Here is a 21,974-nt window from a genome sequence, read left to right on the forward strand (position 1 = left end):
GGCAGCGAGATTTTCCTCAACGCGCTGGACGCGCGGCGTTTTACAGCGCCGGCGCGGGCACGGCGGCAGCGCCCGCACTGGCACTGGCGCCGGTCTGGACGACGGGCGGCTCCTCGGATTTTGACGGCAGCGCCTGTAGATGCAGCACGCGCGGCTTCAGCGCCTCGAGATAGGCCTCGGAGCGGCCGATATAGATCATGCCGCTTTCGGGCATCGAGGTGAGCAGTTTGGCCATCGTTTCCTGCAATTCCGGCTCCATGCCTTCCAGCACTTCGTCGAAGATGATCCAGCGCGGGCGCACGAGAAGCAGCCGGGCGAAGCCGATCGCTTTCTGCTGGTCGCTGTCGAGCAGCTTGTCCCAGCGAGCGCGGGTCTCGAGCCTTGCGATCAGCGAATGGAGACCAACCTTGTCGAGGGCCGCCTCGACGGCGGCTTTCTCGTAGGCTTCCGGACGTTCGGGAAAGGCCAGCGCCTCGCGCAGTGAGCCGCCGGGGACATAGGCGAGCTGAGGAACGAAGAGCATGTCGTCGATTGGCGGCAGGCCCATCGTGCCGCTGCCGCACGGCCAGAGGCCGGCCATTGCCTGGAAGAGCAGCTTGCGATTGACGCTGTGATCGCCGTTGATCATGACTTTTTCGCCGGCCTTGATCACGACATTGGTTTCGCGCAGGCGGAAACCGCCGCATTCCTCGATGTCTTCGCCGACTTTGGCGACGATCACCACGTCCTTCAGCGTCAGCGTGTCGGGTGCGGCGTTTTCATAGGCGATGCTGTCCTTAAGGTCGAAGTCGTCTTCCATGTCGACCAGCGCCTGGCGGAAATCGGTGACGCGCATCAGCGTGGCGCGCCATTCGGCGATCGGGCCGAAATTGGACACATACCAGCGCAGCGCCGTGTTGACCTGGTTGAAGGCACCGACGGACATCATCAGCTGGCCGAGGGTGAGGCCGCCGGAGAAATAGGCGGGGGCGGCAACGATGATCGGGATGACGATCACCAGCCAGCCATAGCCGGCCGAAACCCAGGTGAGATTGGTATTGGCCATGGCAAGCCGCTTGACGACTGTCAGGACCGAGCTGATATCGGTGTTGATGCGCCGGCGCTCGTTCTCCTCGCCGCGGGCAACGGTAATTGCCGGCATGTTCTCATTGGCATGCATCAGCGTGAAGCGAAGCTCGGCTTCTTTCGAAAAACGGTCGGCATTGAGCTTCACCAGCTTGCGACCGACGACCTGGCTCAGCACCGAGGCAGAAGCGGCATAGAAAATCGCCGCCCAGACCATGTAACCCGGAATGGAAAAGCTATGGCCGCTGATGCGGAAGATGAAGCCGCTCGAAAGCTCCCAGAGAACGCCGATGAAGCTCACCAGAAGAATGGTCGACTGCAGCAGACCGAGAACCAGCCCTGTCGTGCTTTCGGCGAGGTTGCGGGAATCCTCGTGCAGGCGCTGGTCCGGGTTGACGCCGATCAGGCCGCTGGAGGCAAGCCGTAGCGCCCGCTTGCGCTTCAGCCACTGGTCAACCAGATCGCGTGACAGGCCTTCGCGCATATAGAGCGCAGTCATCTGGTTCAGCCAGGCCTGCAGCACGTTGAGCAGCAGCAGTGTGCCGGCGATCATCGCGAAGATTTCGAGCTGGTGGAAGAATTCGCCGAGGTCGCGGCGCTCCAGCGAGTCGTAGAAGGGAGCATTCCACTCGTTCAAAATGACCTGGCCGTAGGACGTCGCCAGGATAACGAGGATCAGCACGGTCGCCAGAAACAGCACCTTGCCACGCACTTCCGAATTCCAGAATGCTGAGAACATCACCCCGAGGCGATATGTCAGGCTGAAATCATACCCTACCCTATCCTGCCCCCGGATGCCCGGCCTCCTCTCGACTTTATCTGCCATTACGCTTTTCCAAATCGCCCATGCCCCTATAAATAACATGGTGGCGTTACGGGTCTATCAACAGATTCTATCAGTCATTAAACTGTGATGATGCTTGCACGAGTCTCTCCTGCATGCATTCGCCAGTTGATTCGCAATCAGACTGGGTCTAATTAAGGCCTCCGTGGTGATTTGGCCGGCCGGCTTGCAGCCACGTTAAAAAAGTCGCTAAAGGGCCGCGTGCGGACCGGTAGCGATTTTTGTCGCCGCCGGTTTTTGTTTTTGATCGAGTGACCGCAATGCCCATCAAGATCCCCGATACGCTGCCCGCCTTCGAAACCCTGGTTCAGGAGGGTGTGCGGGTGATGACCGAGACGTTGGCGATCCGTCAGGATATCCGACCGTTGCAGATCGGGCTGCTCAACCTCATGCCAAACAAGATCAAGACCGAGCTGCAGATGGCCCGCCTCGTCGGCGCCTCGCCGTTGCAGGTGGAGCTGTCGCTCATTCGCATCGGCGGCCACAAGGCGAAGAATACGTCCGAGGATCATCTGCTTGCCTTCTACCAGACCTGGGAAGAGGTAAAGCACCGCAAGTTCGACGGCTTCATCATCACCGGGGCGCCGATCGAGCTTTTACCCTATGAGGACGTCACCTATTGGCCGGAGATGCAGGAGATTCTCGACTGGACGGAAACAAATGTCCATTCGACGATGAACGTCTGCTGGGGCGCGATGGCGGCGGTCTATCATTTTCACGGCGTTCCGAAATACGAGCTGAAAGAGAAGGCCTTCGGCGTCTACCGCCACCGGAACCTGAAGCCTTCCTCGATTTATCTCAACGGCTTTTCCGACAATTTCGAAGTGCCGGTGTCGCGCTGGACCGAAGTGCGCCGCGCCGATATCGAGAAATCCGAAAGCCTGGAGATCCTGATGGAGTCCAGCGAAATGGGCGTCTGCCTCGTGCACGAAAAGAGGGGCCGGCGGCTCTACATGTTCAACCATGTCGAATATGATTCCACCTCGCTTTCCGACGAGTATTTCCGCGACGTCAATGCCGGCGTGCCGATCAAGATGCCGCACAATTACTTCCCGCATAACGATCCGGCGCTTGCGCCGCAGAACCGCTGGCGCAGCCATGCGCATCTCTTGTTCGGCAACTGGATCAACGAAATCTACCAGACGACGCCCTTTGATGTGGAAGAGATCGGTACCGATCTCTGACCGTTGCCGATCACGCCGCGAGCCGATGTCGCTGCACCACTGCTGCGGCTTTCTTTCCGATCTGCCGGTTGCGGATCGAAGCAAATGCGGGCAGGTTCCTGTCCCGAAGCCTACCACACCGCGCGTCTTCGTCGGACGTGCAATGCACACTTTGAATCGCTGCAAATTCCTCAAATCGATTCCGAATTGAGGAATTTGCAGCAGGGACAGAATGGACGGTCGATCATGTCGGATAAGTTGGAGCGGGACGTTTTCGGGCAGACGCAGGCGGGCGAGACCGTCTATCGCGTCGTGATCAAGGGTGGCGGGCTGACGGCCAAGATTATCAGCTGGGGCGCGGTCATCCAGGATCTGCGTCTCGAGGGACATGATGCGCCGCTGCAGCTCGGCTTCGACGATTTCGACAGCTATCTCCTTTATTCGTCTTATTTCGGCGCGACGCCCGGCCGCTGCGCCAACCGCGTCGGCGGCGGCAGGTTCACGCTTGACGACAAGGACTATCAGCTCGAACTGAATGAAAACGGCGTGACGCATCTGCATGGCGGCAGTGACAATATCGCCAAACGCAATTGGACGATCGTCGAGCATGACGTCGACCGCGTTGTGCTGAAGATCGTCGATCCCGATGGCCGCGCCGGCTATCCCGGCAATTGCACCATCCAGGCGACGTTCCGGGTGCATGGCAATGGTGAACTGTCGATCACCTATGAATCGACCAGCGACCAGCCGACGCTCGCCAATGTCTGCCAGCACGCCTATTTCAATCTCGACGGCCGCGAAGATGCACTTGGCCATGACATCATGATAGCTGCCGATCATTATCTGCCGACCGATGAGAAGCAGGTGCCGACCGGTGAGATCCGTCCCGTCGAGGGCACGGAATTCGATTTCCGCGAGATGGCGCCGATGAAGCGTTTCGTCGGCAATGAACAAGCGTTTTACGACCATAATTTCTGCGTGTCGGGCGAGCGTACCGCCAAGCGGAGCGTCGCGCTTGCCCGCAGCCTGTATTCCGGTGTGTCGCTGGAAGTGCGCAGCACCGAGCCAGGTGTGCAGTTCTATGCCGGCTTCAAGCTCGATGTCGGGGCTCCCGGCATCGGCGGTCGCAAATACGGCCCATTCGCCGGCTTCTGCCTGGAGACGCAGGTCTGGCCGGATGCCATCAATCACCAAGGTTTTCCGAATGCGGTCCTGCGCCCCGGCGAAGTGCTGCGCCAGGAGACGGATTATATCTTTACCAAGAACTGAGCGTCTAACGGACGCACGACTGTCAAATTTGACCGTTATGAAACCCTTGCTGGTCCGCCGGCGAGGGTTTTTTCGTTCCGTGTTCGATTCTGTCTTGCCGATTGGTTCTATATAGGTTCTATTGTGTGCCCATGGATAGAACCAGTCTGATAGCGGAACTGAACAGCCGCGGCCTGCGTGACGAGGCCCTGACCGGGCCGCTTTACAAGCGGCTGGCGCAGACGCTGACCGGCCTCATTCAGGAAGGGCTGCTGAAGCCCGGCACCGCACTCCCGGGCGAGCGCGACCTTGCCGAGGCTCTGAAGCTCGGCCGTGTCACCGTACGCACCGCCTATCGCGATCTGATGGCATCCGGCGCACTGGAATCGCGCCACGGAAGCGGTACTTTCGTCTCGAGCCGGGTGGAGCGCATGGAACAGTCGCTGTGGCGGCTTTCCTCCTTCTCCGCTGACATGCGCTCGCGCGGGCGTCTGCCGGCCGCACGGATATTGTCGCGGTCGGTCAATACACCGTCGCCGGAGGAATCCTTCCTGCTTGGCCTCGGCGGTGACGAACCGGTGCTGAGGCTCGACCGCTTGCGCCTTGCCGACGGCCTGCCGCTGGCGATCGAACGCGCCGTGGTGCCGATCAAGTTCTTAGGCGACGATGCCGGCGGCGAGGGATCGCTCTACGATGCGCTGACGGCCAGTGGCCACAGGCCCGTGCGCGCGCTGCAGCGGCTGACCGCGGTCACGCTCGACCCGTCCTCCGCCGCGATCCTGAACGTCAAGGCCGGCGCGCCGGCGCTTCTGATCGAACGTGTCTCGCGGCTGGAAGACCAGCGCGTCGTCGAATACACCCGCTCGCATTATCGCGGCGATGCCTATGATTTCGTTGCCGAATTGAGAATCGGAGATGACCTATGAATGACAACCAGTCGCTGATGCTGCAGGAAGCCGGCCAATCGCCCGAGGTGGTCGCCACGCTGCTCGAAAAGGAAAAACCGGTCTTTGCCGAGATCGCCCGGTTGTTTTCGTCCGCCCGCCCGAGCGTGGTGACGACGGCAGCGCGCGGCTCCTCGGACCACGCCGCCACTTTTTTCAAATATCTCTTCGAGATCACCTGCGGCGTTCCGGTCGCCTCGGTCGGCCCGTCGATCGCTTCGGTCTATGGTGCGGCGCTGCATCTGAAGGGCGGTGTCCATTTCACCGTCTCGCAGTCGGGCGCCAGCCCCGACATCGTCGCGCTGCAGGATGCGGCGAAGAAGGGCGGCGCGACGACGATCGCCGTCGTCAACGTTACCGACAGCCCGCTTGCCAAACAGGCCGATGTCGTTCTCGGCCTCAATGCTGGCGCGGAAAAGAGTGTCGCGGCGACAAAATCCTTCATCGCCTCGGTTGCTGCTCTTTCCGGGGTAACGGCTGCGATCGGCGGCGCGTCCGATCTGCAGGCCGCGCTCGGCAAACTGCCGGAGGCGCTTTCGGCAACTGCCGGCATCGACACGGCGGCAGCCGAGGAGGTGCTCTTCAACGCGACCTCGCTCTATACGGCCGGCCGCGGCCCGGCTTTCGCGATCGCGCTCGAAGCGGCGCTGAAGGCCAAGGAAACCTCCGGCCTGCATGCCGAGGCCTTCTCGCTGGCAGAACTGATGCACGGCCCCATGCGCCTGGTGCAGCCGGGCTTCCCGATCGTCGCCTTTGCGCCCGACGATGCGGCCTTCGCCAACAATGTCCAGGCGCTGAAGCGCCTGCAGAAACTCGGCGCCACCACCGTCGGCTTCTCGACGCAGCCGCTTTCCGGTGTTCATCTGCGCGTGCCGACGACGGGCAACGGCCTGGTCGATCCGCTGGTGTCGCTGCTCGTCTATTACCGGCTGATCGAGTCGGTGACGCGCCGCAAGGGCTTCGATCCAGACAAGCCGGCAAACCTGCTCAAGGTGACGGAGACGGTCTGATGGCCCGCAAGATCTTCCTCGGCGCCCGCATCTTCGATGGCGAGCGTTTCCATGACGAGAAAGCCCTCATCGTTGCCGATGGCCGCGTCGAAACGATCGTCGCGAGAAACGACCTACCGGATGGCGAGGTCGTGACGCTTGCCGGCGGCGTTCTGTCGGCCGGCTTCATCGATGCGCAAGTCAATGGCGGCGCCGGGCGGATGCTGAACGACGAGCCTTCCACCGCCTCGATGGACATTATCGCCGGCGGGCACCGGCCTTATGGCACAATGTCGCTGTTGCCGACGCTGATTACCGATACATCAGAAGCATCCGCTGCCGCGATCGAGGCGGCCAAGGAGGCCGTGAAGGCGAACCGCGGGGTTGCCGGCCTGCATCTTGAAGGCCCGCATCTGGCGCCTGCGAGGAAGGGCGCGCATCTGGCCGAACTGATGCGGCCGGTGGAGGACCGCGACGTCAAGGCTTTCATTGCGGCGCGCGAGGCGATCGGCACGCTGCTCGTCACCATGGCTGCCGAGCAGGTGACGGTTGCCCAAGTGCGCGAGCTTGCGGAAGCGGGCGTCACCATCAGCATCGGCCATTCCGATTGTTCGAGCGAGGCGGCGGAAGAACGTTTCGATGCCGGGGCGCGGGGCGTCACGCATCTCTTCAACGCCATGAGCCAGCTCGGACACCGCACGCCCGGCCTCGTCGGCGCGGCGATCGATCATCCTTCGACCTGGTGCGGCATCATCGCCGACGGCCATCATGTCGATCCGAAGGCCCTGCGCACGGCGCTGCGCGCCAAGCGCGGCGAAGGCAAGCTGTTTTTCGTCACCGACGCGATGTCGCTCGTCGGGTCGGAGAAGGACTCGTTCACGCTGAACGGGCGCACCGTCCGGCGCGAAAGGGGCGGCTTCTGCTCGAAGCTGGTGCTGTCCGACGGCACGCTGGCCGGTTCCGACGTCGACATGATCTCGACGATCCGGTACGGCGTTACCTATCTCGACCTGACGCTCGCCGAGGCGTTGCGCATGGCGACGCTTTATCCGGCCCGGTTCCTCCGGCTTGCCGATCGCGGCCATCTCTCGCCGGGTACGCGTGCCGATCTCGTGCATCTCACCGATGCGCTTGCCGTCACCGCCACCTGGCTCAGCGGCGAAGCGGCCTGAAATCAAGGAGACGTGGGATGACCGACATTACCGATGCCTATTTCTCCAATCTGATCGGTCGGCTGGAGGAACTGAAGCAGACGCTTGCCCAGCCGATGGCGCAGGCAGCAGCCGTCATCCTCGATGCCGCCCGCGGCGACAAGCGCGTCTATGTCTTCGGCACCGGCCATTCGCATATGCTGGCGGAAGAGGTGCACTATCGTGCCGGCGGGCTCGCCTTCACCGTGCCGGTGCTCGTCGGCTCGGCCATGCTGCATGAGGGTGCGGTCATCAGCTCCGTCTATGAGCGCACACAGGGCCTGGTGCGGCCGATGTTGGAGCGCTACGGCATGCAGCCCGGCGATGTCATCATCATCGCCTCCAATTCCGGCGTGAACGCCGCGCCGATCGAGGCGGCCGACTATGCGCGCGAAATCGGCGCAAAGGTGATTGCCATCACTTCAATCGCCTATTCCTCGGCGATCGCCAATGGCCGCCGGCGGCTCGCCGACGTCGCCGATGTGGTGCTCGATAACGGGTTGCCGCCGGGTGATGCCGTTGTCGATCTCGAAGGCACCGGACTTCGGGTTGGGCCGGTCTCGACGGCGGTCGGGGTGACAGTGATCAATGCGATCTTCGCGGAAGTTGCCTCGGATCTTTCGAAATCCGGCGATGCACCGGTCTATCTCAGCGCCAACATGCCGGGCGCCGCCGAGATCAACCAGAAGCTCGTCAAGAAATACCGGCCGCGCAACCCGCATCTTTGAAGGTGGCGGACACAAAAAAAGGCCGGGATGAGCCGGCCTCTTCGATAGGCTGAAACCAGGGATCAATCCTTGGCGCGTTCGACGTAGGAATTGTCTTCCGTGGCGATGACGACGCGAGTGCCGGCATTGATGTGCGGCGGCACCATGGTGCGCACGCCGTTTGACAACATGGCCGGCTTGTAGGAGGACGATGCCGTCTGGCCCTTGACGACCGGTTCCGTCTCGGTGATTTCGAGCGTGACATGGCGCGGCATCTGGATCGCCAGCGCAATGCCTTCATGCATTGACAGAACGCAGGTCATGCCTTCCTGCAGATAAGCCTTGTCGTCACCCATCGTCTCGACATCGACGACGACCTGATCGTAGTTTCCAGGGTTCATGAAGTGAAAGCCTTCGCCGTCCTCGTAGAGGAACTGATGGTTCACGTCTTCGACGAAGGCGCGCTCGACCTGTTCGGTGGTACGCCAGCGCTCGGAAACCTTCACGCCGTCGACGATGCGACGCATGTCGACCTGGGTGACCGGCGTGCCCTTGCCCGGATGAAAGTTCTGGGCGGTGAGAACGACGTAGAGCTTGCCGTCGACATCGAGAACGTTGCCCTTGCGGACCGAAGAGGCGATGACCTTGACCATAAGACTTCCTTGTAACTCGGCTTTCGGCGTCGTAGATGACTGTCGAGACGCCCGAAGACGCAAATGTTTTTCTTTGGGGCGCAACTAACCTAAAATCCGGGAAATAGCCACCCCCCATACCGGCTTCTCCGGCGAAGAAAGCTTGGAATGAACTCTTCGGCGAAAGCGTCCCCCTGGTGGACCCCGTCCGTGCATGCCGACCGCCGTCCGTTCCTGATCGGTCGCAATGCGATCCAGGCGGCGTTGCGCGGGTTTTTCGCGCGCGAGGATTTCATCGAGGTGGATACGGCGGTGCTGCAGATCTCTCCCGGCAACGAGGCGCATCTGCATGCCTTCGCCACGGAAGCACTGACGACGGATGGGCAAAAGGCGCCGTTTTACCTGCATACCTCGCCGGAGTTTGCCTGCAAGAAGCTGCTTGCGGCGGGCGAGGAGCGCATCTCGTGTTTTGCCCATGTCTATCGCAACCGCGAGCGCGGGCCGCTGCATCATCCTGAGTTTACCATGCTCGAATGGTATCGGGCCGGCGAAAGCTACGAGAGCCTGATGATGGATTGCGTGCGGATCCTGGCGCTGGCGACTGAGACGGTAAAGACCGGCAAGCTTGCTTATCGCGGCGCCGAGAGCGATCCCTTCGCCGGGCCGGAGCGGATCAGCATTGCCGAAGCGTTCGAGCGTCATGCCGGCATTGATCTTCTCGCCTCGGTCGCAGCCGACGGTTCGACCGATCGCGACCATCTGGCGGCCGAGACGACGCGCGTTGGCATGCGTGTTGCCGATGACGACGGCTGGGCCGATCTCTTCAGCCGGGTGCTGGTCGAAAAGATCGAGCCGCGTCTCGGCTTCGGCCGCATTACCATCCTCGACGAATATCCGATCTCGGAGGCAGCCCTTGCGCGTCCCTCGGCACGCGATCCGAGGGTTGCCGAGCGTTTCGAACTCTATGCCTGCGGCGTCGAGCTTGCGAATGGCTTCGGCGAACTCACCAACGCTGCCGAACAGCGGCGACGGTTCGAGATCGAGATGGCCGAGAAGGCGCGGGTCTACGGCGAGACCTATCCGATCGACGAGGATTTGCTCGCCGCGCTGTCGCTGATGCCTGACGCAAGCGGTATCGCGCTCGGCTTCGACCGGCTGGTGATGCTGGCGACGGGAGCATCGCGCATCGACCAGGTACTCTGGGCGCCGGTTGCGGAGTATGGAACATGAATGTCGTCAAACCGATCAAGAGTGTCGACGATCTCGTGAAGGCGGGGCTGGTCGCACCTGCCGATCGCATAGCGCTCGAGGAGGTGGCGGCGCGTTACGCGGTTGCGCTGACGCCTGCGATCAGCAAGCTTATTGATCGAGCCAATCCCGATGATCCGATCGCTCGGCAATTCGTGCCCGATGCGGCTGAACTCACGATCGCCCCGGAAGAGCGCGCCGATCCGATCGGCGATCATGCCCATAGCCCAGTCGAGGGCATCGTTCATCGCTATCCTGACCGCGTGCTGCTCAAGGCCGTGCATGTCTGCCCGGTCTATTGCCGTTTCTGCTTCCGACGCGAAATGGTGGGGCCGCAGGGCCTCGGCACGCTCGATGCCGCGGCGATGCAGGCCGCTTTCGATTATATCCGCGGTCATGAGGAGATCTGGGAGGTCATCCTCACCGGCGGTGATCCGCTGGTGCTTTCGCCGCGCCGGCTCGGCGAGATCATGGAGGCGCTTGCCGGCATCGCGCATGTGAAGATCGTGCGTTTCCACACGCGCGTTCCGGTCGTCGATCCCGAGAAGATCGATGCGGCGCTGATCGCCGCGCTGAAGGCGAGCGGCAAGACAGTCTATCTGGCGCTGCACGCCAACCATGTCAGCGAACTGACGCCGGAAGCGCGGGCCGCCTGCGGCCGCCTCGTCGATGCCGGCATCGCCATGGTCAGCCAGTCGGTCCTGCTCAAGGGTGTCAATGACGATCCCGACGTGCTCGCGAAGCTGATGAAGGCCTTCGTCGAAATCCGCGTCAAACCCTATTACCTCCATCATCCGGATCTGGCGCCCGGTACCAGTCATTTCAGAGTAACGATCGAGGAGGGGCAGGAGATCGTCGCGGGGTTGCGCGGCCGGATTTCCGGTCTCTGCCAGCCGGCCTACATCCTCGATATCCCAGGCGGTCACGGCAAGGCCGTCGTCAGTGGGAGCGCGATCCGGGCGACAGGCGACGGATGTTATTCCGTCACCGATTATCGCGGCGGCGCGCATTCCTATCCGCCGGCCGGTTGAGGCAAAACGCGGCGTTTTGCGTGTCATTTCTGTACTCGCCACTTCAGAAACCAGAGTGTGCCGCAGCGTCCAAATTACCTTAAGCCATTGATATAAGGTGGTTGTTTACGACGGCTCGGGAAGGATCGCTAAAATCCTAACTATGAGCCTCAGTCATATTTAACGCAATAAATTAGCGGAATGTTCTGTTTTCCGCACTAAAAGAACGCTCATGACAAGGCGATGAACGCCGGTTCGGGATCATGAGAATCTTGGAGTGATGGGATGAATAAGGCAATCCGCGACCTCGTAGCCAAATTCGGCAAGCTTCCTGGGTCGATCGACCAGGTCGCCGACGACGCCGATCTGTATGCGGCAGGTTTGACGTCCTTTGCTTCTGTGCAGTTGATGCTTGGCCTAGAAGAGGCCTTCGACATCGAATTTCCCGACAATCTCCTGAACCGCAAATCCTTCGCGAGCATCTCGGCCATCGCCAGGACCGTCGATCTCATCCGGGACAGCCGGAAGGTCGCCTGATGAATTTCCCCGTCAAGATCATGCAGGACGGTCTTGTCACAAGGGTGGCCCGTGTCGCCGAAATTGCGGCGAAACACGCGGATACCGTTGATGCCGAGGCCCGCTTCCCCCGGGAAGCCGTCGATGCGATGAAGGCTGAAAGGCTGCTCGGCATCCAGGTGCCGCGCCATCTCGGCGGCGAGTCCGCCTCGATCACCGAGATCGCCGAATTGTGCTCGATGCTCGGCCAGGCCTGTGCCGCAAGCGCCATGGTCTTCGCCATGCACCACATCAAGCTGTCGAGCCTCGTTGAACACGGCGTCGACAGCGAATGGCATCGTGGTTTCATGCGCCGCATCGCAGCCGAGCAGCTGCTGATCGCATCCGCCACCACCGAAGGCGGTATCGGCGGAAACCTGCGCAACAGCATCTGCGCGGTCGAGGTCGATGGCGACACGTGCCGCCTCGAAAAGGATGCGACCGTCATTTCCTACGGCTCGCACGCCGACGCCATTCTCATCACCTCGCGTGCCCACGCGCAGGCGGCTTCCTCCGATCAGGTGCTGACGGCCTTCCTCAAGGACCAGTACACGCTCGAGAAAACGCATGTCTGGAATACGCTCGGCATGCGCGGAACCTGCTCCGACGGTTTCCTTTTCAAGGGACAAGCGCCGGCTTGCCAGATCCTGCCGAAGCCTTTCGCGGAGATCGCGGCGCAATCCATGCTTGCCTCCTCACACCTCTTGTGGAGCGGCGTCTGGTACGGCATCGCCGTCGATGCCGTTGTGCGTGCCCAGGCTTTCGTGCGTGCCGCCGCCCGCAAGGCGCCGGATGCCCAGCCGCCGGGCGCGCTGCGCCTCGCCGAGGTTTCGAACCTGCTGCAGATGGTCAAATCCAACGTGGTTGCCGGCCTCAAGGCCTATGAGGATGCTAAGACTGATGCCGACAGGCTGTCTTCGATGGGATTTGCGGTGGCGATGAACAACGTCAAGATCGCCTCGTCCGAGACGATCCTGGAGATCGTCAACCATGCCATGCTGATCTGCGGCATCATGGGCTACAAGAATGGCACGCCCTTCAGCCTCGGACGCCATCTGCGCGACGCGCATTCCGCACAGCTCATGATTTCGAATGACCGCATCCTCGGCAACACGTCGAGCATGCTTCTTGTCCATAAGCAGGACACTAGCCTACTGGGGTGACAGTCATGGATATGCAGACCTCGTTTCTGGACCGGCTTTTCGAATCCGGTCTGCTGATCGATACCGGCATCGACGGGCTCTACGGCCGCAGCGGCCAGTTCGAAGATGTGATCGCTGCCTTCGAGCGCCTGATCGACACGTTCGGCGGCGCCGATGGTGCCGAAGCCATGCGCTTTCCGCCCGGCATGAACCGCGCCTTCTTCGAGAAGAGCGGCTACATGAAGAGCTTTCCGCAGCTCGCCGGCACGGTGCACAGCTTCTGCGGCAGCGAGCTCGATCATGTCAGCCTGCTGCAATGCATGGAAGTCGGCGAAGATTGGACCAAGGGACAGGAGGCGACCGACATCGTGCTGACGCCGGCGGCCTGCTATCCGCTCTATCCGACGATCGCCAAGCGCGGCAACCTGCCGAAGACGGGCGGCCTCTTCGACCTGCAATCCTATTGCTTCCGCCATGAGCCGTCGAAAGACCCGGCCCGCCAGCAGCTGTTCCGCATGCGTGAATATGTCTGCATGGGCACTGAGCTGCACGTCACGGATTTCCGCCAGCGCTGGATGGACCGCGGCGTCGAGATGATGAAGGCAGTCGGCCTCGAGGTGACGATCGACGTCGCCAATGATCCGTTCTTCGGCCGCGCCGGTAAGATGCTCGCCAATAATCAGCGCGACCAGAACCTGAAGTTCGAGCTTCTGATCCCGATCACCTCGGCTGCCAATCCGACCGCCTGCATGAGCTTCAACTACCATCAGGATGCCTTCGGCACGAAGTGGGGTCTCAATCTCGAAGACGGCAGTGTCGCGCACACCGCCTGCGTCGGCTTCGGACTGGAGCGCATCGCCCTTGCCCTCTTCCATCATCACGGGCTCGATGTGAAGCAATGGCCGGCCAGCGTCCGGAAAGCGCTGTGGGGCTGAGCAAATCGATGACATCGGTATTTTCGGGGGTATTTTCGGGAATCGACCCGGAAACCTACCGGGCGCATGCGCTGCATTCCGGTGAGCGCGCCTGGCCGGAAACCAATTGCTATGTCGATCTCTGGATCGAAGTTCTGGCGACATCAGGCGTTGCGCCGGAGGCGATGCTGGGTTTTACCCTGACGCAGGATTTCGAGGGCGACCAGTTCACCTTCTTCAAGGTGCCGCTTGAGGATCTCGAAGCGCTCTACGGCATTCGTGCGACCGAGCTTGCCATCTACGACAGTGTCGAACGCCATGTCGAGGTGCAGATCGCGCGGGGCCGTCTCTGCCTGATCGAAATGGATTCCTTCTACATGCCGGATACGCGCGGCACTGCCTACCGGCAGGAGCACGGCAAGACGACCGTTGCGATCAACCGGCTTGATGTTGCGACCAAGCGCGTCGATTATTTCCACAATGCCGGTTATTTCCGACTCGAAGGCGAGGATTTCGACGGTCTGTTCCAGCTGCAGCTGACGGAAAACGACCCGCCGTTCCTGCCCTATACGGAATTTGCCCGGTTCCCGGAAAGGCCGGCAGATGAAGCGCATCTGCGCGCGACCGCGCGGCGGCTTGCCGGTTTTCATTTTGCCCGGTGTCCCCGCGAAAACCCGATCCGCGCCTTTGCAAGCGTCTTTCCGCAACAGGTCGAAGCGGTGGCGGAACGCCCGTTCGGCTTCTTCCACAAATACGCCTTCAACACGCTTCGCCAGGTGGGCGCCAATTTCGAGCTGGCGGCCGATCACCTCACCTGGCTTTCCCCTGGTGAATTCGCGGCTGCCACTGAGCATGCCAGGCGCATTTCGGAGGTGGCGAAATCGGTGCAGTTCCAGCTTGCCCGCGCCGTCACCCGCAGGAAGTTCGAGCCGTTGCAGGCAGCTCTTGATCCGGCCGCCGATGCATGGGATTCCATGATGGCGTCGCTTGCGGGGCGAATCTGAGGCCGGAGATCTAACCATGCGGGGGCGTTTGGCGAGCATCGGTGCCGAGGAAAGTCTACTTTCCGAAGGCTGGAACCTGATCCTGACGGAGCCGGGCGCCTGCGCCGTGCCGCATGACATCCCGCTGTCGGCGCAGTTCATTCCAGCACCCGTTCCCGGCACCGTCGCCGCAGCCCTCGAAAAAGCCGGGCTCTTCGATCGGGAAAATCCCGAGCCGCTGAACACGCGGGATGCCTGGTATCTCTGCCGGCTTTTCGATGCCGAGCCCGGCGATGCGATCCTGCGTTTCGAAGGGCTGGCGACGCTCTGCCATGTCTTCCTGAACGGCCAGGAAATCCTGTTTTCCGAGAGCATGTTCACGGCGCACGAGATTCCGGTGACGCTTTCGGGCGGCGACGAACTGGCACTGTGCTTCCGGGCGCTCGGCCCCCGTCTGTCCGAGCCAGGCCCGCGTGCGCGCTGGCGGCCGCAGATGATCACGCCGGCGGGCTTGAAGAATTTCCGCACGACGCTGCTCGGCCATATGCCGGGCTGGTGCCCCGATATCCATGCCGTCGGGCCATGGCGGCCGATTTCGATGGTACGGCGTCATCCCGTCTCGATCGACAATGTCTCCATACGCGCCGTATTGGAGGAGAGTGGTATCGGCCGCCTCAGCGTTTCCCTGCACAGCAATGCCGAGGATCCGGCAATGCTGCTGCGCTGCGGCGGGATGGAGCAGCCCTTCGAGAAGGTCGGCGACAGTCATTACTCGGCTATCCTGAAGCTTTCCGACATCGAGGCCTGGTGGCCGCATACGCATGGCGCTCCGCGTCTCTATGAGCTAACGCTGGTTTCCGACGGCGTGGAATATCCGCTCGGCAGGACCGGCTTCCGGCGCATCGACGTCGACCGCGGTGCCGATGGCGATGATTTCGCGCTCCTCGTCAACGGCGAACGCCTCTTCTGCCGCGGCGCGGTGTGGGCGACGGCCGATATCGTGCGATTGCCGGGCGGGCGGGCGGATTATGAGCCGTTCCTGCGGCTTGCCGCTGCAGCCGGCATGAACATGATCCGCATCGGCGGCACCATGGCCTACGAAACGCCTGATTTCTTCGCGCTCTGCGACGAGCTCGGTCTGCTCGTCTGGCAGGATTTCATGTTCGCCAATTTCGATTATCCGCGCAACGACAAGGCTTTTCTCGGTCACGTGCATGCGGAGGTCGAGGAGTTCCTGCACGGTGTGCAGGGGGCGCCTTCCCTCGCGGTGCTTTGCGGTGGCAGCGAAATCCACCAGCAGGCGGCCATGCTCGGCCTGCCGGCGGAATTCTGGAGCGGGCCGGTCACCGATGAAATCATCCCGGCGGTCGTCGCGCGCATGCGCCCCGACGTGCCCTATGTGCCGAACTCGCCATATGGCGGGGCAATGCCCTTTTCGCCCAATGCCGGTATTGCGCATTATTACGGCGTCGGCGCCTATATGCGGCCGATTGCCGATGCACGCCGCGCCGATGTGCGTTTTGCTTCCGAAAGCCTCGCCTTCGCGCATGTGCCGCAGCAAAGGACGCTGCAGCGTCATCTCGATGTGCCCGCCGTCCACAGCCCGCTATGGAAGGCCCGCGTGCCGCGCGACCGCAGTGCATCGTGGGATTTCGAGGATGTTCGCGACTTCTACCTGCAGCTTCTCTACGGTTTCGATCCGGCTGAGCTGCGCCGCGAAGATCCGGAACGCTATCTCGATCTCTCCCGCGCCGCGACCGGCGAGGTGATCGAGGAGGTTTTTGCCGAATGGCGGCGCAGGGGCTCCGCCTGCAATGGCGCGCTCGTCTGGACACTGCAGGATCTACTGCCCGGCCCCGGCTGGGGAGTGATCGACTCCACCGGAGAGCCGAAGCCGGTCTGGTATGCGATGCGCCGTGCATTCCGGCCGGTGCAAGTGGTCTTCACCGACGAGGGAACGAACGGTCTCGACGTGCATGTCGTCAACGAGACGGATGCAGCACTCGATGTCGAGCTCGAGGTTGTCTGCCTGCGCGGCGGAAAACAGCAGGTCGTCAGCGGCAGCAGGGCCTTCAAGCTGGCGGCAAGGGACACGGAGCGCCTTGCCTGCACCGCGCTGTTCGGCGCCTTCTTCGATACGACCTATGCCTTCCGCTTCGGGCCGCCGGCGCATGATGCAAGTGTGGCGCGCCTGCGCTCGCTGGCGGACGGCGCCATTCTCGCCGAGAGCTTCCACTTCCCGTGCGGACGGGGGAAGGCGCTTCATGATGCAGGGATCGAAGCATCACTCACCAGAGACGGCGACGACTGGTTCGTTGACATCAGGACCGACCGGCTGGCGCAATCTGTGCATATCGACGTCGAAGGCCATCGGGCCGAGGACGACTGGTTCCACCTTGCCCCCGGCGCGATGCGGCGTGTGAAGCTCCACGCGCTGGCCGGCGTGGAAAGCGATATTCCGCCTGCGGGCGAGGTCAGAAGTCTAGGCAGTTCGCATCGCGTCGCGTTCTAGAAAGGAAAGAGCATGCTGTCGTCCGAAAACCGCGCACACTTTTCGGCATCATGCTCTGGGGCTGACGCGCTGCGAAGGATGATGCCGATCCATTGGGAAAGACCGTGATTTGAGAACAATATACCGCTTTCTGCGCGCCCATGTTCTGCAGCGGCTGATCCCGCGGTCGCGTCTTGCCTTCAATCCGCGCAGGCCGGTGGAAATCGTCGGCTATCTCTCGATGGCGGTCGGCGTCGGCGAATCGGCAAGGCTCTGCGCCGGCGCATTGACGGAGGTGGGGCGGGCGATTTCGCTCTCCGACGTCAGCACGCATCCTGACGAGAATTCCTTCGCCGGATGGATGCCGTCGCATCTCTCCACCGAACCTGTGGGGAGCCGGATCTGGCATCTCAATCCGCCGATGCTGCCGCGCGCCATCCTGAAGAAGGGCGTTGCCAATTTCACCGGCGCCTTCAACATCGGCTATTTCGCCTGGGAGCTCCAAGTCGTGCCGGCCGAGTGGCGCAATGCGATGCATTACATGAATGCCGTCTTCGTGCCGTCGGAATTCACCAGGCGGGCGATAGCGCCCCTCACTGCGGCACCGGTCATCGTCGTTCCGCATCCTGTCACCGAGAAGCCGGCGACGGAAGGCGTGCGCCAGAAATTCGGCATCGAGGAAGACGCCTTTCTCGTCAGCTTCATCTTCAGCGCCGGCTCCTCGATCAACCGGAAGAATCCGCAGGCCGTCATCGAGGCCTTCCGGATATTTGCCGCCGAATGCCCCGGCGCCTTCCTGTTGATGAAGGCCAGCGGCGATATTAACAAGGATGAGGGCCTGCGCGAATTGGTCGCCTCGGTCGCGGGCAATACCCGGATCAGGATCGTCACCGACAGGATGTCGGATTCCGATATCAATGGCCTCATCCGCAGTTCAGACGCTTATCTTTCGCTGCATCGCTCCGAGGGTTTCGGGTTGACGGTAGCCGAGGCGATCATGCAGCGGACGCCGGTCATTTCCACAGGCTGGTCGGGCACGGTGGATTTCTGCGATCCCGACAATAGCTGGCTGGTTGCCTCTCCCCTCATTCCGGTGGTCGATACCCATCCCGAATTTGCCGGGCTCGAAGGCGCGGTCTGGGCCGATCCCTCACCCGAGGCGGCCGCCGCGCACTTGCAAGATATCTTCCGCACACCCGAGCGTGCGCGAGAGAAGGCCGAGAAGGCGCGGGAGTTCCTGCTGCGTTACCTCGCGGAAAACAGCTACGAGAAGGCGCTTCAGACGCTGGCGGCGATGCAGGCGAGCTAAGCTGAGGTCGTCACTCCGCTTTATTTTAACATTTTCGCATTAGAGATGGCGGGTATGCGGCTTTAGAGCATGTCGCGCAAAAGTGTGCAGCGGTTTTGCGATAACGACATGCGTAAAAACAAAAACCTAAAGTGCGAGGAGCGATCTGAAGATCGCGACGCGCTTTAGGCCGATGCTGACGGATGGACAGATGTCGAAGGGTATTATCGCAAACTCGGTGATGAATGCGGCGGCAGGCATGCTGCTGCTTCTGACGGGCTTTGTTTCATCGATCATAACCGCGCGGCTGCTCGGGCCGGAAGCCAACGGCATCGTCGCCTTCTCGCTCTGGCTGGTGGTGACCGGCGCCTCGATCGCCGAGCTCGGCTCCAGCATCACGCTGCTGAAGACCTTGCCGCAACTTTCGGCGGAAGGATTCGACGCGCGCCGCCGGCGGGGTTTTGCCGCCATCCTCGTCAGCTTCATGATGTTCTCGACCGTCGTGCTGCTGGCGCTCTACGCGCTGTTCTTCCTGACCTCCGAAAAGATGCACTGGGCCGACACGGCGCCATCCGTCGCTCTGGTCACGGGCGTGCTGTTCTTCATCCAGGCGATCGGATCCTTCGTCAAATTCTACCTGATTGGCGAAAAGAAGCTGGGCGCCTTCTTTAAGCTGACGGTTGCCGTCTCGATCGTGCAGCTTGCCGGCGTTGCCGTCGGCGCCGTTTTCTACGGCGTCGAGGGCGTTCTCGTCGGCTATGCGCTCGGCCAGCTCGTGCTGTTTTTCGCCACGCTGCCGATCCTTCTGGCGCGGCGCGACTGGTGCGGAGTCTCGCTGAAATATCTCGCCTCCTCCTCCGTCATCCTGTCGATCCAGTTCATCATCGATTCCATTTTCCTCAACCGGCTCGAGCTTCTCTTCCTGCAGCAGTTCTGGTCGGTGGAGATGGTCGGCTATTATGCTGTCGGCCTGTCGATCGCGAATATCGCGCTGCAACTGCCGATCCAGATGACCGGCAGCCTGCTGCCCTATTATTCCGAGCGGCGGCACAGCAGCGACGATTCGACATTGCCGGTCGAGGTCTTTACCGCCGTTACCCGCAGCATGGCCTATATCGTGCTGCCGATGAGCCTGGGGCTTGCCGCGATCTCCAGCGAACTGGTGCTCGTGGTGTTCGGCGAAGCATTCCGCCGCAGCGGGACGGTGGTGGCGCTGCTTGCGCTTGTTGCTCCCGCCTATACCTTCATGCAGATCCTCAGCCTCTACCTGCTGTCGATGGACAGGGCCCGCTCCCGCCTGAACATCAGTGTGATAGGTGGCCTACTGATGGTAGCGGGTTGTTTACTGATCGTACCTAGGCTTGCCGCCGAGGGTGCCGCACTCGTGCGCATCCTCGTATTCGTTGCGATGTCGGTGATGATGATCAGACAGACAGGATTCGGATCCCAGCTTTCGGGTCTCTACGCAAGCTTGACGAAGGTGACGCTCGCCTCCGTCCTCTGTGCTTGCGGAGCGACTTCCGTGTTGGAATTCGTCCAGGGGCCGGCCGGATTGGTCGGCGCGATCATCGCCGGCGCATTCGCCTATTTCGCAGCTCTCCGGGTGCTGCGCGCCGTGCCGGGCGAAGATGTCGAAGTCATGCGCTCCATTCTCGACAAGATGCCGTCCCTGCTGCGGCGACCGGTTGGTCATGCGATCAATTTCATCGCGCCGCGGCTTCCGGGCGATCCCGATCGCGCCAAGGTCGCGCCCGGCGAATTCTCGCTCGAACCGGCCGAAGGTGCGGGACGCAGTGCTGCCCTGCCTGTCGTCTTCGACGGCACGATCGGGCTGTTCATGCCTGAAAATCCTCTCGCCCAGAAACGCTCGGCCGCCGTGCTCTTCGTCAGTCCCTGGGGTTTCGAGGAGATGTGCAGCCGTAAATTCTTCCGCGTCGCGGCGGAGCATTTCTCGGATATCGGCGTGCCGAGCCTGCGCTTCGACTATCGCGGCACCGGCGACGCGCTGGATTTCGACGCACTGCCGGCGAGGCTGGAAACCTGGGAAGATTCGATCCGTGCGGCCGCCGACAAGCTGAAGTCGCTGAGCGGCTGCGACCGCATCATCCTCATCGCACAGGGCCTTGGTGCTACGCTTGCCCATCGCGTCGGTTCCTCGATCGAAGGCGTCGACAGCCTCGTCATGCTGGCGCCGGTGCTGAGCGGCCGGGCCTATCTGCGCGAACTCAACATGTGGTCGAAGATCATCGATGCCGATCTCGGCCTCGGCAAGGAGCATGTCCAGACTGCGAAGGTGCAGATCGCCGGGCTCGTCATGCCCGAAGAGATCGCTGCCGAGCTCGGCAAGCTCAGCATTGCCTCGCCGCAGGGGCTTGCGGCCTCCCGCTATCTGATCCTCGAACGTCCTGCCAAGGCCGAGGATACCGGCTTTGCCGACGCGCTGAAGGCGCTTGGCGCCGATGTCGAGCAGACGGCTTTCGAAGGCTATGACGAGCTCGCCACCAATCCGCTGTTTGCCAAGACGCCAATGGCTGTCGTCGCGCTGCTGACGACGTGGCTGGAGGCAACGACGACAGAGACATCCGCCGCCCATTCGCCGGCGGCGATCGACAACCCGCCGCTAGCCGGCGATGGTTTTGCCGAAACGCCGGTGCGTTTCGGAAGCCACAATCATCTGGTCGGCGTCGTCAGCCGGCCGCTTGGCGAGATCAAGGGCAATGCCGTGCTCTTCCTGTCGACGGCCTATGACCGGCATGCCGGTTGGGGACGGACGACGGTTGATATGGCGCGCGAGCTCGCCCGCCAAGGCGTCGTTTCGCTGCGCTTCGATTCCGCCAATGTCGGCGACAGCCCGCCGCGGCCGGATGCGCCGGAACAAGTGCTTTATTCGGATACGCAGACCGCAGATGCTGTCGCCGCACTCGATCTGCTCGAAACCGTCGTCGCCGGCCCCGTCATGGTCGCCGGCCGATGCAGCGGCGGCTATGTCGCCTTCCGCGCCGGCGTCGCCGACGAACGCTTGAAGGCAGTCGTGTCGATCAATCCCTTCGTCTATTACTGGGATCCTGACATGCCGGTGCGCCGCGAGCATGTCGTTTCCGTCCCGCGTAGCCTTGATGATTACAGCCAGCGCCTGGCGCGGCTCGACACGCTGAAGCGGCTGTTGCGCGGCCAGGTGGACGTCGTTGCAGCGCTGCAGAATATCATCATCGCCGCCGGCCGCCGGCTGTCGCCGTGGATCGCGCCGCTGCTCGAGTTGCTCCCCGACCGGCGCCATATCGCCCGCGAGGTCCGGCACTCATTCGCGTTGTTCGGCAAACGCAAGGTGCCGCTGACGCTGATCTACAGCGAGGGCGATGTCGGGCTTGACCACGTCTATTTCCACTTCGGGCCGCGCGGCGCCAGGCTTTCCCGCTACCCGAACGTGCGCCTGCTGATGTTGGCGGATGCCGACCACAATCTGACGCCGCCGCAATCGCGCAAATTCGTGCTCGACGAGATCATTCGTCTGGCAAGAGCATAACCGGCGATGCTACAGCGCCGCGTCGTTTCACACGCGCA

At 62.1% G+C, this 21,974-nt stretch carries 17 protein-coding genes and 1 riboswitch; of the genes, 15 read left to right on the forward strand and 2 right to left on the reverse strand.

All coding sequences use genetic code 11. The features are described from left to right. Positions 1-40: 40 nt before the first annotated feature. Complete coding sequence (locus tag OIU37_RS25540) at positions 41-1,930, reverse strand: ABC transporter ATP-binding protein/permease (protein WP_182208603.1); 1,890 nt, start codon at positions 1,928-1,930, stop codon at positions 41-43. 114 nt (positions 1,931-2,044) lie between these two features. Next, a riboswitch (SAM riboswitch) is annotated at positions 2,045-2,122 on the forward strand. A 47-nt stretch (positions 2,123-2,169) separates the two neighbouring features. Between OIU37_RS25540 and metA the strand changes: the two genes are divergently transcribed. From metA to OIU37_RS25570, 6 genes are all read left to right on the forward strand, one after another. Beyond that, positions 2,170-3,093, forward strand: coding sequence for a homoserine O-succinyltransferase (gene metA, locus OIU37_RS25545; RefSeq protein ID WP_003543755.1), 924 nt, complete (start codon positions 2,170-2,172; stop codon positions 3,091-3,093). Positions 3,094-3,318: 225 nt separating this feature from the next. Next, positions 3,319-4,341, forward strand: coding sequence for an aldose epimerase family protein (locus OIU37_RS25550; RefSeq protein ID WP_182208601.1), 1,023 nt, complete (start codon positions 3,319-3,321; stop codon positions 4,339-4,341). A gap of 131 nt (positions 4,342-4,472) precedes the next feature. Then, entirely contained in the window at positions 4,473-5,246 is a 774-nt protein-coding gene (locus OIU37_RS25555; RefSeq protein WP_182208600.1) for a GntR family transcriptional regulator, read from the forward strand. After that, positions 5,243-6,274 (forward strand): SIS domain-containing protein, encoded by a 1,032-nt coding sequence (locus tag OIU37_RS25560; RefSeq protein ID WP_264258978.1) that lies wholly within the window; start codon positions 5,243-5,245, stop codon positions 6,272-6,274. Before OIU37_RS25555 ends, OIU37_RS25560 begins: the two co-directional genes overlap by 4 nt. Continuing rightward, positions 6,274-7,425 (forward strand): N-acetylglucosamine-6-phosphate deacetylase, encoded by a 1,152-nt coding sequence (gene nagA / locus OIU37_RS25565; RefSeq protein ID WP_240603985.1) that lies wholly within the window; start codon positions 6,274-6,276, stop codon positions 7,423-7,425. The genes OIU37_RS25560 and nagA overlap by 1 nt, the downstream gene beginning before the upstream one ends. A gap of 17 nt (positions 7,426-7,442) precedes the next feature. Then, complete coding sequence (locus OIU37_RS25570) at positions 7,443-8,171, forward strand: SIS domain-containing protein (RefSeq protein WP_264258979.1); 729 nt, start codon at positions 7,443-7,445, stop codon at positions 8,169-8,171. Between the two features lie 62 nt (positions 8,172-8,233). Here the strand turns inward: OIU37_RS25570 and efp are convergent, their stop codons facing one another. Next, positions 8,234-8,803 carry an elongation factor P gene (gene efp, locus OIU37_RS25575; RefSeq protein WP_028758989.1) on the reverse strand — a complete coding sequence of 190 codons (570 nt, stop codon included), beginning with the start codon at positions 8,801-8,803 and terminating at the stop codon, positions 8,234-8,236. Positions 8,804-8,950: 147 nt separating this feature from the next. On the opposite strand from efp, the gene epmA reads away from it, so the two are divergent. The 9 genes from epmA to OIU37_RS25620 all read left to right on the forward strand — a co-directional run bounded on the left by epmA (position 8,951) and on the right by OIU37_RS25620 (position 21,936). Further along, positions 8,951-10,012, forward strand: a complete 1,062-nt coding sequence (gene epmA, locus OIU37_RS25580) for an EF-P lysine aminoacylase EpmA (RefSeq protein WP_264258980.1) — start codon at positions 8,951-8,953, stop codon at positions 10,010-10,012. Further along, positions 10,009-11,061 (forward strand): lysine-2,3-aminomutase-like protein, encoded by a 1,053-nt coding sequence (locus OIU37_RS25585; protein WP_264258981.1) that lies wholly within the window; start codon positions 10,009-10,011, stop codon positions 11,059-11,061. Before epmA ends, OIU37_RS25585 begins: the two co-directional genes overlap by 4 nt. 264 nt (positions 11,062-11,325) lie before the next feature. Further along, a complete protein-coding gene (locus OIU37_RS25590; RefSeq protein ID WP_003543737.1) occupies positions 11,326-11,577 on the forward strand; it encodes an acyl carrier protein in 252 nt (83 codons plus the stop codon). After that, positions 11,577-12,758 (forward strand): acyl-CoA dehydrogenase family protein, encoded by a 1,182-nt coding sequence (locus OIU37_RS25595; protein WP_264258982.1) that lies wholly within the window; start codon positions 11,577-11,579, stop codon positions 12,756-12,758. The genes OIU37_RS25590 and OIU37_RS25595 overlap by 1 nt, the downstream gene beginning before the upstream one ends. A gap of 5 nt (positions 12,759-12,763) precedes the next feature. Next, positions 12,764-13,672 carry an amino acid--[acyl-carrier-protein] ligase gene (locus tag OIU37_RS25600; RefSeq protein WP_012759415.1) on the forward strand — a complete coding sequence of 303 codons (909 nt, stop codon included), beginning with the start codon at positions 12,764-12,766 and terminating at the stop codon, positions 13,670-13,672. Continuing rightward, the gene (locus OIU37_RS25605; protein ID WP_171604729.1) at positions 13,663-14,655 is read left to right on the forward strand and encodes a DUF1839 family protein; all 993 of its coding nucleotides are present in this window, start codon (positions 13,663-13,665) and stop codon (positions 14,653-14,655) included. The genes OIU37_RS25600 and OIU37_RS25605 overlap by 10 nt, the downstream gene beginning before the upstream one ends. Positions 14,656-14,671: 16 nt before the next feature. Beyond that, on the forward strand, positions 14,672-17,146 hold the full coding sequence (locus OIU37_RS25610; RefSeq protein ID WP_182208593.1) for a glycoside hydrolase family 2 protein: 2,475 nt from the start codon (positions 14,672-14,674) through the stop codon (positions 17,144-17,146). A gap of 109 nt (positions 17,147-17,255) precedes the next feature. Continuing rightward, complete coding sequence (locus tag OIU37_RS25615; RefSeq protein ID WP_264258984.1) at positions 17,256-18,434, forward strand: glycosyltransferase family 4 protein; 1,179 nt, start codon at positions 17,256-17,258, stop codon at positions 18,432-18,434. A gap of 190 nt (positions 18,435-18,624) precedes the next feature. Further along, the gene (locus OIU37_RS25620; protein WP_264258985.1) at positions 18,625-21,936 is read left to right on the forward strand and encodes an oligosaccharide flippase family protein; all 3,312 of its coding nucleotides are present in this window, start codon (positions 18,625-18,627) and stop codon (positions 21,934-21,936) included. The last annotated feature ends 38 nt before the right edge of the window (positions 21,937-21,974 follow it).

The organism is Rhizobium sp. BT-226 (assembly GCF_025847085.2).
Lineage (GTDB): Bacteria > Pseudomonadota > Alphaproteobacteria > Rhizobiales > Rhizobiaceae > Rhizobium > Rhizobium sophorae.

Excerpts from the sequence above, each read along its gene's own strand:
- OIU37_RS25540 (WP_182208603.1), bottom strand. The coding sequence starts at position 1,930 with ATGTTATTTATAGGGGCATGGGCGATTTGGAAAAGCGTAATGGCAGAT.
- metA (WP_003543755.1), top strand. The coding sequence starts at position 2,170 with ATGCCCATCAAGATCCCCGATACGCTGCCCGCCTTCGAAACCCTGGTT.
- OIU37_RS25550 (WP_182208601.1), top strand. The coding sequence starts at position 3,319 with ATGTCGGATAAGTTGGAGCGGGACGTTTTCGGGCAGACGCAGGCGGGC.
- OIU37_RS25555 (WP_182208600.1), top strand. The coding sequence starts at position 4,473 with ATGGATAGAACCAGTCTGATAGCGGAACTGAACAGCCGCGGCCTGCGT.
- OIU37_RS25560 (WP_264258978.1), top strand. The coding sequence starts at position 5,243 with ATGAATGACAACCAGTCGCTGATGCTGCAGGAAGCCGGCCAATCGCCC.
- nagA (WP_240603985.1), top strand. The coding sequence starts at position 6,274 with ATGGCCCGCAAGATCTTCCTCGGCGCCCGCATCTTCGATGGCGAGCGT.
- OIU37_RS25570 (WP_264258979.1), top strand. The coding sequence starts at position 7,443 with ATGACCGACATTACCGATGCCTATTTCTCCAATCTGATCGGTCGGCTG.
- efp (WP_028758989.1), bottom strand. The coding sequence starts at position 8,803 with ATGGTCAAGGTCATCGCCTCTTCGGTCCGCAAGGGCAACGTTCTCGAT.
- epmA (WP_264258980.1), top strand. The coding sequence starts at position 8,951 with ATGAACTCTTCGGCGAAAGCGTCCCCCTGGTGGACCCCGTCCGTGCAT.
- OIU37_RS25585 (WP_264258981.1), top strand. The coding sequence starts at position 10,009 with ATGAATGTCGTCAAACCGATCAAGAGTGTCGACGATCTCGTGAAGGCG.
- OIU37_RS25590 (WP_003543737.1), top strand. The coding sequence starts at position 11,326 with ATGAATAAGGCAATCCGCGACCTCGTAGCCAAATTCGGCAAGCTTCCT.
- OIU37_RS25595 (WP_264258982.1), top strand. The coding sequence starts at position 11,577 with ATGAATTTCCCCGTCAAGATCATGCAGGACGGTCTTGTCACAAGGGTG.
- OIU37_RS25600 (WP_012759415.1), top strand. The coding sequence starts at position 12,764 with ATGGATATGCAGACCTCGTTTCTGGACCGGCTTTTCGAATCCGGTCTG.
- OIU37_RS25610 (WP_182208593.1), top strand. The coding sequence starts at position 14,672 with ATGCGGGGGCGTTTGGCGAGCATCGGTGCCGAGGAAAGTCTACTTTCC.
- OIU37_RS25620 (WP_264258985.1), top strand. The coding sequence starts at position 18,625 with ATGTCGAAGGGTATTATCGCAAACTCGGTGATGAATGCGGCGGCAGGC.